This is a genomic window from Micromonospora sp. NPDC051141, assembly GCF_044455765.1.
In the GTDB taxonomy this organism is placed as follows: domain Bacteria; phylum Actinomycetota; class Actinomycetes; order Mycobacteriales; family Micromonosporaceae; genus Micromonospora.
Window position 1 is genome coordinate 72,396 of sequence record NZ_JBITFD010000006.1, and the last position, 15,797, is coordinate 88,192.

At 75.3% G+C, this 15,797-nt stretch carries 12 protein-coding genes; 3 read left to right on the forward strand and 9 right to left on the reverse strand.

Features of this window, described 5'->3' with window-relative positions:
• Positions 1-39: 39 nt before the first annotated feature.
• Positions 40-606 (reverse strand): sigma-70 family RNA polymerase sigma factor, encoded by a 567-nt coding sequence (locus ACIA6B_RS13825; RefSeq protein ID WP_396773271.1) that lies wholly within the window; start codon positions 604-606, stop codon positions 40-42.
• Positions 607-1,087: 481 nt separating this feature from the next.
• Between ACIA6B_RS13825 and ACIA6B_RS13830 the strand changes: the two genes are divergently transcribed.
• On the forward strand, positions 1,088-2,635 hold the full coding sequence (locus ACIA6B_RS13830; protein ID WP_396773273.1) for a ricin-type beta-trefoil lectin domain protein: 1,548 nt from the start codon (positions 1,088-1,090) through the stop codon (positions 2,633-2,635).
• A gap of 72 nt (positions 2,636-2,707) precedes the next feature.
• On the opposite strand, the gene ACIA6B_RS13835 is transcribed toward ACIA6B_RS13830, so the two are convergent.
• Positions 2,708-4,192 (reverse strand): S8 family serine peptidase, encoded by a 1,485-nt coding sequence (locus ACIA6B_RS13835; protein WP_396773275.1) that lies wholly within the window; start codon positions 4,190-4,192, stop codon positions 2,708-2,710.
• 197 nt (positions 4,193-4,389) lie between these two features.
• Between ACIA6B_RS13835 and ACIA6B_RS13840 the strand changes: the two genes are divergently transcribed.
• On the forward strand, positions 4,390-6,411 hold the full coding sequence (locus ACIA6B_RS13840; protein WP_396773276.1) for a hypothetical protein: 2,022 nt from the start codon (positions 4,390-4,392) through the stop codon (positions 6,409-6,411).
• Here the strand turns inward: ACIA6B_RS13840 and ACIA6B_RS13845 are convergent.
• The 7 genes from ACIA6B_RS13845 to ACIA6B_RS13875 all read right to left on the reverse strand — a co-directional run bounded on the left by ACIA6B_RS13845 (position 6,372) and on the right by ACIA6B_RS13875 (position 14,777).
• Positions 6,372-8,309, reverse strand: coding sequence for a hypothetical protein (locus ACIA6B_RS13845; RefSeq protein WP_396773278.1), 1,938 nt, complete (start codon positions 8,307-8,309; stop codon positions 6,372-6,374). The two genes, ACIA6B_RS13840 and ACIA6B_RS13845, sit on opposite strands and share 40 nt — an antisense overlap.
• A 118-nt stretch (positions 8,310-8,427) precedes the next feature.
• Complete coding sequence (locus tag ACIA6B_RS13850; RefSeq protein WP_281942285.1) at positions 8,428-8,913, reverse strand: hypothetical protein; 486 nt, start codon at positions 8,911-8,913, stop codon at positions 8,428-8,430.
• Positions 8,914-8,982: 69 nt separating this feature from the next.
• On the reverse strand, positions 8,983-9,927 hold the full coding sequence (locus ACIA6B_RS13855) for a hypothetical protein (RefSeq protein ID WP_396773280.1): 945 nt from the start codon (positions 9,925-9,927) through the stop codon (positions 8,983-8,985).
• A gap of 41 nt (positions 9,928-9,968) precedes the next feature.
• Positions 9,969-11,621, reverse strand: a complete 1,653-nt coding sequence (locus ACIA6B_RS13860) for a class I adenylate-forming enzyme family protein (protein WP_396773281.1) — start codon at positions 11,619-11,621, stop codon at positions 9,969-9,971.
• 109 nt (positions 11,622-11,730) lie between these two features.
• On the reverse strand, positions 11,731-12,495 hold the full coding sequence (locus ACIA6B_RS13865) for an ABC transporter permease (protein ID WP_396773283.1): 765 nt from the start codon (positions 12,493-12,495) through the stop codon (positions 11,731-11,733).
• 2 nt (positions 12,496-12,497) lie between these two features.
• Positions 12,498-13,475 carry an ATP-binding cassette domain-containing protein gene (locus ACIA6B_RS13870; protein WP_396773284.1) on the reverse strand — a complete coding sequence of 326 codons (978 nt, stop codon included), beginning with the start codon at positions 13,473-13,475 and terminating at the stop codon, positions 12,498-12,500.
• Positions 13,476-13,625: 150 nt separating this feature from the next.
• Positions 13,626-14,777, reverse strand: a complete 1,152-nt coding sequence (locus tag ACIA6B_RS13875) for a glycosyltransferase (RefSeq protein ID WP_396773286.1) — start codon at positions 14,775-14,777, stop codon at positions 13,626-13,628.
• A gap of 71 nt (positions 14,778-14,848) precedes the next feature.
• Between ACIA6B_RS13875 and ACIA6B_RS13880 the strand changes: the two genes are divergently transcribed.
• Positions 14,849-15,787, forward strand: a complete 939-nt coding sequence (locus ACIA6B_RS13880) for a 3-oxoacyl-[acyl-carrier-protein] synthase III C-terminal domain-containing protein (RefSeq protein WP_396773288.1) — start codon at positions 14,849-14,851, stop codon at positions 15,785-15,787.
• Positions 15,788-15,797 lie beyond the last annotated feature (10 nt).

A 15,797-nucleotide genomic window follows, 5' to 3' on the forward strand; every position in this document is an offset into this window, starting at 1 on the left:
CGGTGCCGGGATCGGACGAGGAGTCGCCGGGACGTGACATCAGGCCGACTCGATCGGGCCGATCGCCGCGTGCAGCGCCCGCACCGCGTAGTACGTCCGGGACTTTACCGTACCCTCGGGTATCCCGAGCCGCTCCGCCGCCTCCGCGACCGAGGCGCCCTTGTAGTACATCTCGATCAGGACCGCCCGGTGCTCCGGCTTGATCTGCCGCAGCGCCAGCCGGACGGTGTGGGCGGTGACCACCCGGTCCATCTCGTCGTCGGCCGAGGTGAGCCGGTTGAGGTCCGGCACGGCGACCTCGGGTGGCCGGGCCTGCCGGGCCCGGCCGGCGTCGACGGCCACGTGCCGGGCGACGGTGTAGAGCCAGGGGGCGATCCGGCGCGGCTCCTCGGCCAGCGTGCCGAGGTTGCGCCAGGCCCGCAGGAACGTCTCCTGCACGAGATCCTCGGCCAGCTCCTGCCGGCCGAGCACCAGGCGGGTGACGAAGCGTAGGAGCGGTTCACGGTACTGCTCGTGGATCCACCGCATCAGGCTCTCGGCGGAACCCTGCCCGACGGCCTCGCCCGGAACTCCGGGCTCCACCGCCTCGTTGGGCACCGCCGACACCGAACGCCTCCCCCTGACGTGTCGGGCGTGCCCGCCCGGCCGGCCCGGCGCCACGGCACCGGACCCCTCTGAGGGAGAAGGATAACCGTACTCATCGGACGCCGTCGCCGGCCGGCGGACCGCGACCAGGGTGGCGGTGCTCACCGGGCGCGCCCCGCCCGACGGACGACGACCCGGCGCGGGCCGGCCCAGCCCACGACGAGGCTGGTCAGCCCCGTGTCGGGCGAATGGTGGCGAGTCCACATCGAGCACTCCGATCGACGGTCCGGCGGTGTCCGGCGGCGGAAATCGGTCCGTCCGGCGCCGTCCACGTTGACGGCCCGGTGCGCCGGTCGGTTCAATGGCGGCCGGACTGGAATCGGAAAGATTCCGGTCGGGTGAACCGAGGACGTCGCGCATGCGTCACGCCTGGCGACGTCATCACCGGAAGGGAAGTCCCGTGACACCCGATCTTCCTGGCCTCCGATCCCGGCTCGCCCGGATGCCGCGTCGTGTCGTCGCCGCCATCGCGGCCGGCCTCGCGGTGCTGCTCATGGTGGTCGCCTCCGTGAGCTGGGGCATCGCCACCGCCCGCGACGACAAACTGACCGGCCGCAAGGTCTCCGCCGAGCATCTGACCGCCATCCGGGCCGCGGCCCGCTCCTGCCCCACGCTGACGCCGGCCCGGCTGGCCGGGCAGCTGATGACCGAGTCCGGCCTGGACGGACGCGTCGGCAAGACCACCTCGGGTGGTCGTGGCTTCGCCGGTCTGGACGACGACCGGTGGAAGTCCTGGGCGCCGTGGCCGGGCGCGGACCGCACCGACACGGCCGCCAACATCCTGGCGCTGGCCCACCAGATGTGCGACCTCAGTGGGCAACTGCGCCTGGCCGCCATCCCCGGCGACCCGTGGCGGCTGTCCCTGGCCGCGTTCCACACCGACCTCGACCGGGTACGCGAGGCGAAGGGCGTCCCGTCCGACGCGGTCACGTACGTCGACGACGTCAGCCGCTACGCGGCGTACTACGGCGAGTTGACCGCGTTCGGCGGCTCCGGCACCACCCGACCGGACACCGAGCGTCAGCAGCCGAAGGCGGTGCCGGCGAGCTACGTCCGACTCGTGGCGCGGGCCGGCTCGGTGTGTCCGGAGGTGCTGCCCGCGGCGGTGGCGGCCCAGCTCATGGCGCTGTCGGGTTTCGACCCGAACCTGCTCGGCGACGACGGCCGGCGGGGCATCGCCCAGTTCCTGCCCGAGGTGTGGCGGGCGCACGGGCCGGCGGGCGCCTCACCGTGGGACCCGCAGGTGGCGGTCCCCGCGGTCGGCGTCGCGCTCTGCGCGCTGCGTCGCGACCTCGCCGGCCTCGAGGGTGACCCGGGCCTGCTGGCGCTGGCCGCGTACCGGAACGGGCCGACCGCGGTACGACAGACCGGCGGTGAGCTGGACGACGACACGCAGGCGTTCCTGCGCCGGGTGAAGGAGTTCACCGACTTCTACGCGCTCGACGGACGGCTCACGGCGGCGCCGGCCAGCCCGAGCCCCTCCCCGTCCGCCACGCCCCGGTCGCCCAGCCCGACGCCGACGGTCAGGCCGCCCGCGCCACGGCCCAGCGCGTCGCCGTCGACCCGCCCGCCGGCCGAGCCGGAGAAGCCGGCCCCGCCGAAGCGCCCGACCGGCGCGAAGCAGCTCGTCGGCAAGGAGACCGGGCTGTGCGCCAGCGGCGGCGCCGGGGACGGCATCCCGGTGGTCCTGCGGCCGTGCCGGGAGGAGCGGGCGCAGTGGTGGACGTTCGCGTCCGACGGGAGCGTCCGCGCCAACGGTCTCTGCCTGGACGTGGCCTGGGGTGAGAAGCGGGACGGCGCGCCGGTGCAGAGCGCCCTGTGCAGCGGCAACCCGGCCCAGAAGTGGAAGTGGATCGAGTACCAGGGCACCCGGTCGCTGTTCAACCAGGAGACGGACCGCTGCCTGGACGTGGACGGGCACGGGACGGGTGCCCCGCTGAACGCGTGGACCTGCGTGTTCAACCCGAAGCAGACCTGGTCGCTGCGCTAGCCGGAGAGTGTGAGGCGGGGCCCCTTTTTGACAGACGTCTGTCAAAAAGGGGCCCTGCCTCACGACCTGGCGTCAGCCGGCCCAGCGGCGGCGGCGCAGCCGGTAGACCAGAAAGCCGCCCGCGCCGAACAGCAGCGCGAACCCCAGCAGCACGGCGACCAGCGTGCCCCCGCCCCGGCCCGCCTGCGCGGCGGCCGGAGCCTGGGCGTCCACGGACGGGGCCACCGAGGCCGCCGGATTGATCATGCCGGAGCCGTAGCGCGGATCTCCCTCGGCGACCTGCCCGCCCACCGGTTCGGCGGTGGCGCGGATGCGCTCCTCCACCTGCGCGGCGCTGAGGTCGGGCTGGGCGGCCCGGATCAGCGCGGCCTCGCCCGCCACGAACGCCACCGCGAACTCGGTGCCGGTGTTGCCGATCACCTTGCCGCCGCCGGCACCGAGCGTCGCCACCTCGATGCCGGGCGCGACCACCTCGACCGAGCCGTCGACGTACTTCTCGGCGAGCTGGCCGCCCGCGCCGACGCCGCCGGTGAGCACCAACGACCCGCCGGACCCGCCCCGTGGCGACGGGAGCGTGGTGGGCTTGACCGGCGCTCCCGCCACCACCAGCACGTCGTGCTCCAGCGCGGTGGCCAGCGACGCCGCCACCGCCGGGTCGGCCAGGTCGACCCGGGAACCGAGCGCCACCACCGAGGCGCCGGTGCTGACCGCCACCTCGATGGCCGTCGCGGCGTCGGCCGGGCGGGCGTCGCCGGAGGACCGGACCATCCGCACCGGCACGATGGTGGCGTCCGGCGCCAGCCCCACCGGGCGGTTCTCGACGCTGTCGTCCGCGGCGATGATGCCCGCCATCGCCGTACCGGAGCCGAGGCAGTCCTCGTCCCCGCGCCCATTACCGACGGTGACGTCAGCGCCCACCGCGACCCGGCCGCTGAGCTGCTGGAGACCGGCGTCGACGCCGGTGTCGACGACCGCCACCTTGACGCCGTTGCCGCGGGTCAGGGTCCACGCGCTGTCCGCCGCCATGCGAAGCTGCGCCCACTCCGACCGCCCGCTCGACGCGGTGGTGGCGGTGCACTTCCCGTCCCGACCGGGCCCGCTGGGCGTACCGGAGGGCGTGGGACTCGCGCCCGGTGACGGGCTGCCGTCCGGCCGCGCGCCCGGCGACCGGGTCGGCGTGGGACGGGCCGACGGCCGGCGGGGGGCCGGCAACTGTCCGTACTCGACCCCCTCGCCGGCGGCGTCCCACGGCAGCACCAGGTGCCACCCGGCCCGCAGCGTGCCCGGATCGGTGAGCCGGGCCCCGTCCGGCTGGACCCGACCGGTGTTGAGCTGGTAGATCTCGGCGGCCCGCGCGCCGCTGCCCAGGAACCGCCGGGCGATCTCGGTGAGATTCTCCGGTTGGCCCTGGTACTGCGCCGCTACCACGTAGTACTTCACGTACGGCTCGGTGTCCGGCCCGGACCGGGCGGCCGAGGGCCGTGGCACGGCCAGGATCGCGCAGCCGACCATCACCACCACGAGCAGTCTTGCAAGGATGGAGTGCTTCGCCAGCACCTCGGGTCCCCTTCCGTCACCGCGGCCCAGACCGATCGGCCGTCACCGTCTATTGCGGATCAGCGCCGACTTCGTTCAAATCAATCTGAACCAGATTTCCATGGCGTCCGTCATGGAGACCGCCGAGGGTACCGGCCCTCGATGTCGAACGGCTCCGGCCGACGGCGGGACGACTGTGTGACGAAGGCGGGGCGGCGGTGACAGGGCTGGCACGGACCGCCGCCGTGGGCGGCCGGGGACTCGACCGGATGCCGACCACCCGCCGTTTCGACCCGCGCCGGCACCGGCGGGTGCCCGGCCTGCTCGATCTGTGGCTGGTGTGCGGCCCGCGCGGGAAGCCGGCGCTGCCCACCGCGCCGGACCGCCCGCTGGACGCGCCCGCGCTGGCGGACCTGGTCCGGCGGACCGGGGACGCCGCCGACGACGTCCGGATCCTCACCGACGACGGGGCCCGCCACGCCGAGCTGTTCACCGAGGTGGCCGGCCTGCTCGGGCACGACGTGCTGGTCAGCCCGGACGGCGCGGACATCCGGCAGGTGCTGCCCGGCCGGGTGCCCGACGCCGACGACGGGCCGCTGCACGCGTTGCCGCTGGACCGCGTGACCCGGCAGCCGATGGACTGGCTGGTGCTGCAACCACCGGACCTCGCCACCCCGCTGCCCGGCTGGTTCGCGGTGGAGGACGGTCTGGTCCGGCCCCGCACCGGCGTGGTCAACCTGCCGCTGCCCACCGGTGTGGCGTTGGCCACCCGGGCCGACTTCGTGGCCCGCCGGGCCACCGCCCACCGGCTCGGCGCCACCGCGACGGAACTGGTCACCGTCTCCGTCACGGCCCGCTCCGGCGGCTTCCTGATCGGCGACTACAGCGGCACCCAGCAGGTCCGCGACGCCGGGCACCTGGCCGCGCTCCTCGGTGAGCTGCCGCTCTACGGCGCCGACCTGCGGCTCTGGCTCACCTGGCCGTCCGAGCCGGACGAGCAGGCGAAGCTCGCGGCCCAGGCCGCCGAGCTGGCCGAGACCACCGGCGCCACGGTCTGGACCCCGCCGCCGGGCGGACGCGCCGAACTCGTCGCCGACCACCGCCACCTGCGCGCGCTCGACGCGGCCGGCGGTGTCGCGCCGTGGCAGGCCCACCGCCCCCGGTACGCCGAGGGCCCGCCGGGCGTCGACGCGACAGCGGACGGTCTCCTGGTGCCGCGCCCGTCGCGGCAGCGCATCGTGGTGACCGACGCAGACGTCGACGCAGACGCAGACGCCGACGGCGAGGAGATGCGGGCGGTCGAGCCGCCGACCGCCGACGTGCCCGACCACCACGACGTCAGCGTCCCGGAGTCCTCGCCCCGTCCCCCGCTGGCCACCGAGCAGCGCCGTGCCGGCCGGTACGGGCCGCCCTGGCTGCGCCCCGGCCAGCAGGTCACGATCGAGGCGTTCGAGGCGTACGTGCCGGTCACCGGCGACCTGGAGCGGGCCGCCGCCGACGGCGTACCCAGCGCCGAGCTGTTCCTGGTCGGCTACCTGGACCCGCGGTCCGCGCCGGACCGGGCCGACCTGCTGCGGGTACGGGTCGAGCCGGGCGGCGCGATCCCGGTGCAGGTGCTGCGCTCACACGTCCCGGCCCGCCTCCAGTACCTGCTCGGCGCCCCGGACACCTACCTGCTGCCGGCCGGCCGGCTGGACCGGGTGCGGGTCCGCGGCGCGTTTCGGGCCACCGACGACGGCCGGTTGCGCCCTGTCGACGGGCTCGACGGCGGGGCGCTGCGCATCCGCCCCGCGCCGACGAACGCGTCGAGCGCCGGGTTACCGCACGACGTCAGCCGCTGGCCGGCACACGGCACCCGGCGGGCGTACGCGCTGCTGCCGGCACACTCGCGCGGCCTGGCGCCGGGTTGGTTGCCGCTGTCCCGGCGGCGGCCGGCGGCCCGGGCCGGCCGGCTGCTCGTGGAGGTACGGGTGCCGCGTGGCCGTACGCTCGACGTCGTCGCCACCGCCGACGCCCTCACCGCGCTGCCGCTGGCCCGTGGCCGCGCCGAGCGGCTACGGCAGGCCGGCGTCGAGCTGATCCTCACCAGCCGCTCCTACGACCGGGTCCAGGTCGACCGCGTCCACCGGGCGCGGGACGGGGCGTGGGAGGCGGTGCCCGGCGTGGCGGCCGGCCCGCTGCCCGTGGTGGCGCGCGGCGTTCAGTCCGCCCCGACCGGCCCGGCGGCCACCTCGAACTGAAGCGACCAGCGGCCGGCCGGGACCGGCCCCAGCACCACCGGCACGCAGCGTCCGTCGGTGGCGGCGGCGAGGCCGCGCGCCCCGGCCGGGGACGGGCCCGCGGTGAACACCACGGACGGCGCCGGCAGGTCCTCCCCCGGCCGCGGCGGCTCGGGCAGGCCGGCCAGCCGGCGGTAGCCGTCCGGCAGCTCGGCGCCCAGCGCCTCCCCCACCACCGCGACGCCGACACCGGCGTCCGACAGGCGGCCGGCGAGGGTCGCGGCGGCGCGGCCACACACCGCCGCCGGCCCGACCAGCGTGAACACGTCGGGCACCCGGGCCAGGTCCACGTGCAGCCGCCACGGTCCGCGACGCCCCAGCACCAGCGGCAGCACGGCCGGCGGGGCCGTCTCCCCCGGGCCCAGCCAGGCGTACGGCGGCACGCCCCGCCCGGCCGCCACCCCGACCAGCCGCACCCGGGCCGGACCGACATCGGTCTCCAGGTCGGCGGTGAGGTACGGCGCCTCGTCCGCGGCGGGCAGCGGCGGGCGCGGCACGTCCGACGTCGTTCCGGTGCCGGCGGAACCGGTCCCGGTGCCGGCCGCAGGGCCGGCGGGGCCGGTCCGGGTCGAGGTGTCGGTTGAGCCGGTCCCGGTCGCGGTGTCGGTGGGGCCGGCCTTGGTGTCGTTGTCGGTGGGGCCGGTTCCGGGGCCGGTCGCGGTCTCCGGCGACGCGGCGGGACGGAGGGCCGGGGAGGCCGTCGAGGGCGCCGGACGCGGCTTCGGCGCGTCGGCCGCGCCCGACGCCGGGGGTGTGGCCGGCGGGGCGGCCCCGGCGGCGGGCGGGCCGGCCGGCGGCGCCGGTGACGGCGCGGATCGGGAGCGGCCGGTGCCGGCCTTCGTCGCCTTGCGCGCCGGCGATGCCAAGGAGTTCGTCGTGATGCTCCCCGAGCGGCCGGCCGGCTGGTCCGGGGCGACCGCCGGGGGCGATCCGGGCGGGTCACCGACGGGCCGGCGGACCGCCGTCGCGGCGTCGTCCGCTGCCGCTGCCCCTCCCGCTGCCGCCGGCTCGGACGCGACGCGGTCACCGGCCGTCGCCGTGACGCGGCCACCGGACACCGGCGTGACAGGGCGGCCGGACGCGGGCGTGACGCCGTCACCGGACACCGGCGTGACAGGGCCGCCGGACGCGGGCGTGCCGCCGTCACCGGGGGCGATCGCGATACGGTCACCGGGCGCGGGCGTGTGGTGCCGCTCGGGCGGCCACGGCCCGTCGTCACCGGCCAGGGACACGCCACGAGCGGCGCGACGCGGGCGCAGCAGCATGATCGCCACCGCCGCGAGCAGCACCGACAGCACGCCCGCGCCGACGCGGATCACCATCGGGTCGACCCCGCCGGTCGAGGTCCGGCCTCCCCCGGGCGGCGGGGCGGCCACCTCCGTGGCGACCGGGGCACGCGTCGCCGCCCGCGTGGTGGCGGGTGCCCGGGTCGACGGCGGTACGCGGCTCGGCGGGGCCGTGGTGCGGGCCGGCGTGGACGGGGCGGGGTCCGGCGACCGGGTCGCCGGCGGGGCGGACCGGGTCCGGGTCCGGGGCAGCGGGCCGATGCGTACCCCCTGGCCTTTGGCGTCCCGGGGCAGCACGAGCACCCAGCCCGGGTTCAGCACCAGCCCGTCGGTGAACGTCTCCCCGTCCGGCTGGGCGCGACCGGTGTTCAGGTCGACGATCTCCCGGTAACGGTTACCGTTGCCGAGCGTGCGCAACGCGATGGCGTACAGGTATTCCCGCTGTCCGTCGACCGGCGGACCGACCACGTAGTACCGGCCGGTCTCCGCCGGCGCGGCGTGCGCCGGGCCGGTCGGCACCAGCCAGATCCCGACCAGCACCAGCACCGCCAGCACGGCCCACCGCATCCGCACGCGTCGCCCTCCCTCTCCTGCGCCACCGCCACCCTGCCGTCGGGCTCACTACGGACCGGACCGCCGGCGGTTCAACGGTGATCGGGGTCGGATCACGGAGCGGGCCGGCGGAACGGTGTCACGGGGAGGTGGAGAAGACGCCCATCAGCGCGAGCCCTCCGCAGCAGAGCGGCACGACGACGACCAGCGCGGCCAGCGCGACGCTGTAGTTCGACCACAGGCCGAACCGCGTCACGTCGGTGCCGTAGGCGTCGTGGACGCGGTTGCGCCAGCCACCGAACCGGAACGAGAGGTGGTGCGCGGCCCCGGGCTGGGCCAGCACCGACGTGGTGATGATCGGGATGCCCATGAAGTCGGTGTAGCGGACGTCGCGCGGGCCGGCCGGGACCGCGATGTGCCACGTTCCCTCACCGGGGATCGGCACCGACCGCCCGTCCACCTTGAAGCGGCTGGTCGTCGGCGCGGGCACCAGGTAGGGCCCCCGGTTCACCGAGACGACGAGCACCGCGAAGCCCGGCGGCGGCGCGATCGGATGGGGGTAGGCGACCAGGGGCGTGACCGCGCCGGGCATCGGCGGGTATGGCTGCGAGGGGAGGTAGGACACGGCTGACGATTCTGGCACGGCGGCGCACCCCCGCGCCCGCGCGCCCACCTGCAGCCACCGGTGGTCCGGTCAGCGCAGCTCGACGACCGGGCGGGTGAGGACCTCGTCGGCGTAGCCGTCGTCGGAGGCGAGCCAGCGACCGAAGTCGTCATCCCGGTAGGCGGTCGCCAGGGTGAGCCAGCCCAGGAAGAATCCGCTGCCACCGCAGGTCGCGCCGCCGCCGTCGCCGCCGCACACCACGGTCCGCTCGGTCGTCGCCTCGTGCCGGTACGGATCCTGCCCGATCGCCAGGCCCCACCGGTTCTCCTCCCGGTGCGGACCGGTGCGGTGGTCGAAGGGGTATCCGTCGGCAGGGTGGTCGTCACCCCAACGGAAGAGCGTCGTCACGCCGGCCCCGCACGCCCACTCCCACTCGTCCGGGGTGGTGGTCCGCAGGCCCAGGCGCCCGAGCCCGGCCATCGCCTCGTCGTACGAGACCTGTCGGATCAGCCGGGCCCGCGTGACCCGCCCGGCCCGGTCGAACTCGACGTGCAGCCCGCCGTCCGGCCCGACCCGCCGCATCCCGCCGATCCCCGGCTCCGCCGACGCGGCCACCTCGCGCACCCGGGGATCGTCCGGCGCCAACGGCACGCCGCAGGGGTCGAGCGCGTCCACCGCCACCAGCATGGCCGGCAGCTCCACCACCCGCTCGGGCGACGTCATCGCGTCGACGAACTCGGGCAGGGACGGCAGGCCGTACTCGTCGGCGCTCTCCGCGTAGTCGGCCGCCTGGGCGGCGTCCGGCCGGAACCGTGAGCCGTCGTACCCGAGTGTCGGTCGCCCGCCCGGGACGAGCACGAACCGCGTGCCGTCCCGGTCGAACCGGGCCTGCCGGTGCGACCACCCGGCGCCGGCCCGGACCGTCAGGCCCCGCAGCGTCAGGCCGTGCCGGTCGGCGATTCCCGCCGCGACCCGGTGCGCGGCGTCGTCGGACATGACGTTCCACTCGGCGGACGTGAGGGCGGCGTAGGACACGGCACGAGGATAGGGCCCGCACGCCGACCGCGCGGCCCGGCTCACCCCGCGGTGGACGCTCCGGCGTCGGCCAGCAGCCGCTGGCGCATCAGGAACTTGCGGACCTTGCCGGTCGGACCCATCACCACGCCGTCGTCGGGCACTGTCACCACCCGGCGCAGCGTCGCGGCCACCGCCGGGCCCAACGCGGCCCGGACCCGGTCGGTGCGGTCCAGCGCCGGGTCGGCGTCGTCGGTGAGCAGGAGCAGCACCTCGGTGACGGTGGCGCCGTCGTCCCCGGCGGCGGCGATGACGGTGCAGTCCCGCACATCCGGGCAGTGCGCGAGGATGCGTTCCTCGGACAACGCGGTGTAGAGCCAGGTCCCGCCGCCCAGGTCGACCGCGTCGCTGGCCCGGTCGACGTGGTGGTAGTCGCCCCGCGCGTCGCGGTACATCAGGTCCCCGGTCAGGTAGTACCCGTTCAGCCGGGTCCGGTACGTGGTGACCGAGTCGTTCCAGTAGCCGATGGCCAGCGTCGGCGACCTCAGCCCGACGTGCCCGACCTGCCCGTCCGGCACCTCCTCGCCGGTGGCCACGTCGAGCAGCGCGATCTCGGCGAACGGGTACGGCTTGCCGACGCACCGGTCGTAGCGGTTGCTGCCGGGCCGGTGGGTGATCCGGAACGCGCCGTGCCCCATCTCGGTGGAGCCGAGCATGTCGACGAACTTCGAGCCGGGCACGTCGACCGGCCCGTCCGGGGTCCAGGTGGGATGGCTGCCGACCGCGACCAGCCGGCGGACGTGCGACTCGTGGGCGCAGTCGCCGGTGTTGAACCAGTTGCGCACCGAGCTGAGATCACGGGTGGTCAGGTCGACGCGGGCCAGCTCGGACCAGGTCACGGCGAAGCCGAACACACCGGTCGGGCGCCACCGCTCGATGGCGTCGAGGACGGTCTCGGCGCTGCGCGCGAACGGACCGCCCTGCGCCGAGAGGCAGAGCAACTGGTAGCCGTTGCAGAGCGCCTGGTTGAGCGTGATGATGCCGGCGGCGTGCGCGGCCGGCAGCGCGGACAGCTCCCGCACCTCGCCGTGCGGCCGGGACTCGGTGAGCCGTACGGCGCGGATCGCGGCGAACAGGCCGTGGTGCGAGTGGACGATCGCGGCCGGCACCCGGGTGGTGCCGGAGGAGTGGGTGATGACGACCGGGTCCTCGGGATGGTGCCGGTGGTGCGCGGGGGCCTGCGCCGGGTCGCCGGTGCCGGTCTCGGCGGCGTCACCGAGGACCGGTACGCCGAGGTCGTGACCGCGCAGCGCGTCGTGGTCGGCGTCGACGAGCACGCCGACGCCGCGCAGCCGCCGGACGAACTCGGCCGCCAACTCGATCGGCATGTTGCCGTTCATCAGCGCCGGGATCGCCCCGAGCCGGGTGAGGGCCAGGAAGTTGAGGAACACGTCCGGCGCGGAGGTGACGTAGACCGCGACCGGGTCGCGCCGGCCGATGCCGCGCCCGGCAAACCAGGCCGCCCGGGCGGCGACCCGCTCGGTCAGGGTGGCCAGCGACAGCGGCGTCCAGGCGGGGATGCCGTCCATGTCGACGTCGAACGTCACCCGGGGCGTCCGCATGTCGGCGCCGTGCTCGGCCAGCCGGAGCAGCACGTTGCCCGCGCCGAGTTCCTGGTCCGCCGCCAGGGTCGCCCGGAAGTTGTCGGCACCCAAACGAGTCGCCTCCCCACGTGACACGCTCACCGAAAGCGCCCCCGCCGCGCCAGGACACGATCAGGCTAGAGCGCCGGGCACGGCGAGACAATGGTCGATGCACGGACGGTCAGGAGACCTCGCGGTTGAACAGGTGCGACGACCAGAACAGGCTGGCGGCGGCGAGCCCGGTCATGATGAGCGCGCCCTGCCAGACCACGGTCTGCAGGATCTGGCCGGCGAACAGCGCCCGCATGCCGTCGGTGGCCCAGGCGAACGGGTTCCAGAGCGCCGCCCGCTGGATCCACATCGGGGCGAGCACGAGCGGGATGAGCACGCCGGCCAGCAGGGAGATCGGCTGGCCCACGGTGTTCACCAGCACGCCGAGGCTGTTCTCGTTGCGGACCAGCAACGCGATGTCGTACGAGATGGACGTGCTCAGCAGCACCATCACGGCCAGCAGCGCGTACGAGACGAGCAGGTTGGCCAGGTGCACGCGCAGCCCGAACGGCAGCGCCACGAGCGTGATCACGACCGCCTGCACCACGTTGAGGCACACGTGCATCAGGGCGCGACCCAGCAGCAGTGCGGTCCGGCTCACCGGGGTCACCCGGCAGCGTTCGATGATGCCGGCGCGTAGCGCGCTGAGCAGCCCGTAGCCGGCGAACAGGCCACCGAAGAGGCCCATCGCCACGAACAGGCCCGGCACGTAGATCCGGTAGGCGTCCGCGTACGTGGAGGCGCCCCGGTCGACCATCACCACCTTGAGGAACGGCGCGAACAGGATGAGGTAGGTGATCGGCTGGGCCAGGCTGAACGCGACCATCACCGGGTTGCGCACCATCAGGCCGGCCTCCTGCTGGAAGATCAGCCAGGTGTCACGGACGACTCGCACGGTCACTCCTCCAGCGAACGGCCGGTCTTGGCCAGGAACACGTCGTCGAGGCTGGGCCGGCGGGTCTCGATCGCGCCCGGCTCGATGCCCCGGTCGTAGAGCGCCCGCATGATCTGCGGGATGGCCGTGGCGGCGCTGTCGACGTAGAGCCGCAGGGCGCCGTCGACCGGCTCGGACCCGCGGACGTAGGGCGCCTCGGCGAGCACCTTCGTCGCGGCCGGCAGGCCGCCGCCGGCCGGGTCGGCGAGGTCGGAGGCGGTGAAGTCGATCGCGACCACGTCCCCGGAGATCTCCCGTTTCAACGCCGACGGCGTGCCCTCGGCCACGATCCGGCCGGCGTCGATGATGGAGACCCGGTCGCACAGGCTGTCCGCCTCGTCCAGGTAGTGCGTGGTGAGGAAGATCGTCATGCCGTCCTCGCGCAGTCGCCGGACCTCCTGCCACATCCGGGCCCGGCTGGGTGGGTCGAGGCCCGCGGTGGGCTCGTCCAGGAACATCACCTGCGGCGAGTGGATGACCCCGAGCGCGACGTCGAGCCGTCGGCGCTGCCCACCGGAGTACGTCCGGATCCTGCGGTCGGCGAAGTCGTCGAGCTGGAACGCGCGGATCGCCGCCGCCGCCAACTCCTGCGCCACGCCCTTCGACCGGCCGTGCATCCGCGCCTGGAGGATCAGGTCCCGGCGGGCGGTGGAGTCGTCGTAGGTGCCGCTGGCCTGCGCCACGAACCCGATCCGGTGGCGTACCTGGGCCGGCGAGCGCAGCAGGTCGACGCCCGCGATCGTCGCCGCGCCCCCGCTGGGGCGCAGCAGCGTGGCCAGCATCCGCAGGGTGGTGGACTTGCCCGCGCCGTTCGGGCCGAGGAAGCCGACGATCTCGCCCCGCCGGACCGCGAAGTCGACGCCGCGGACCGCCTCGACCGTGCTGGCGCCGCGACCACGCCCCACCCGGAAGGACTTGCGTAGGCCGGTGGCCTCGATCATCGAGCCTCCTCGTGCGGCGACGACGCGGGGCCGGCCCGCGTCGCGCACCGTCCGATCACGAGGGTGGCCGGACGGGGGCGTCAGGTCAGGCTAGTGCGGGCCCGGGCGTGGGACAACGGTCGATGCGTTCCGGTTCGCCGCGGGTCGGCGTCACGGCGCCGCGGCCAGCGCGGCGAGGTGCGCCGCCGCCGCACTCGCGCCGCCGGCCGCGGCGAACGAGTCGCGGACGCGGGCCGCCCCGGCCCGGTACGCCGGATCGTCGAGGACCGCGGTCACCGCCTCGGTCAGTTCCGCCGGGGTCGCCTCGTGGAAGGAGACCTCGCGGCCGGCGCCGGCCCGGGTCACCTGGCGGGCGATGGCCGGGTGGTCGTGCCGGATCGGCGCGACCACCACCGGCACGCCGTGCGCCAGCGCCTCGGAGACCGTGCCCAGCCCGCCGTGCGAGACGACCGCGTCCAGCCGGGGCATCAGCTCCAGCACCGGCACCCGGGGCGCGACCAGCACATGTGCCGGCGGGTCGGGCACCAGGTCCGCCGGGGCGGTGAGGATCACCTGGAGCCGGTCGGCGAGCGGCGCGGTGGCGGCCGTCACCCGCCGGTAGAAGTCGCGGGCCAGGTGCTCGGCCATCGTCCCGACGGTGACCAGCACGTGCCGGCGGTCCGGCGCCCAGGCGGACCAGTCGAAGTCGGGCGCGTTCGGCCGCCGCCCCAGCGCCGGCCCGGTCAGCACGCACCGCGCCGGCATCGGCGCCGGGCCGGTGAGCGCCGTCGTGGTCAGCCCGATCACCAGGTACGGCGAGAAGCGCAGGTCGAGCGTTTCGTCGACGGGCAGGTCGGTCATCGCCCACACGCGCCGCACCTGGTCCGCCACCCAGTCGGTGAACTCGGGCATCTCCGCCGTCGGCGGGGTCAGTTCCAGCATGCCGACGCAGAACGTCGCCCAGGGCACGCCGTGCCGGTGTGCGGCCAGCGCGCCGGCCAGCGCGTACTGGTCGACGACGACGACGTCCGGCCGGTACTCCGTGACCGCCCGCTCGGCGGCGTCCCGGATGAAGCGGTTGGCCGGCAACACGTGCCCCGCCCAGAGGCTGCGCACCGCGGCCATCCCGGACTCGCCGTCCGGGCGGTACCAGCGTTTCCCGGTCGGGAACAGCGTGGCGTCCGGGCCGATCAGCGGGCGCAGGTCGCTGCGCGGACCGCACCAGGCCACCTCGTGTCCGGCCGCCGTCAGCGCCTGGCCGATGGCGAGCGGGGCGTTCAGATGGGAGAAAACCGGCAGCACCACGAAGAGGAACCGAGCCACGTCGATATGATGCCACGCGCGTTGACATCCACCGGCGTCGTTGATCTGATCTTCTCCGTGACGGTGTGCGGATGACGGCTGTCGACGCCGTCTCGGTGTTCCTGCCGGCCCGCCGCGTGCCGATCGAGAGCCTCGCCGCGCCGCTGCGCCTGACCGAGATGCAGATCCGGTTGTTCCGGCGGTTCCACGGGCTGACCGAGGTGCGCCACGACCCCGACCTGTCCCTGACCGACCTGCTGCGGCACGCGGTCGACGGCCTCACCGCGCTGCGCGAGGTCGCGCACCGGGTGCGCTTCGTGGTGTACGCGCGGGCCTTCCCGGTGGTGGCGCCGTACCCGGTGAACCCGCTGCACGACGTCTGCCGGGCGGTCGGTCTGGGGCACGCGGTGGCTTTCACGCTGACGCAGCAGTCCTGCGCGAGCGCGCTGGCCGCGGTCGACGTGGCCGGCCGGCTGCTGGCCGCCGAGCCGCACCCGCCGGGCGAGGAGCCGCTCGCGCTGGTCCTCACCGGGGAGAAGGCGTTCACCCGCGACGCCCAGTTCATCCCGGAGACGTCGGTGTTCAGTGAAGGCGCGTCCGCGTGCCTGGTCAGCGCGCACGGCCGCCGGGACCGGCTGCTCGCGTACGCCGTCGCGCAGCGGGGCGAGTTCGACGTGGCCGGCGGCGCGTCCCCGGCCCGGTTCCAGCGCGAGTACCGGCCGGCGCTGGCCGAGGTGATCGGTCGGGCCCTGGCGCGGGCCGGCACGACGCTTGCCGACCTGCGGCTGATCCTGCCGCACAACGTCAACCTGATGACCTGGAAGCGGCTGGTCAAGCTGATCGGGTTCCCGCTGGACCGGGTGCTGCTGGACAACATCACCGGCGCCGGGCACGTGTTCTGCGCGGACGCGTTCGTCAACTACCGCACCGCGCGGGAACGCGACCTGCTGCGGCCGGGCGACCGGTACCTCGTGGCGGCCGTCGGCGCCGGGGACGGGGCCACGTTCGCCGCCATGGTGTTCGAGCACTGACCGGGGAGCG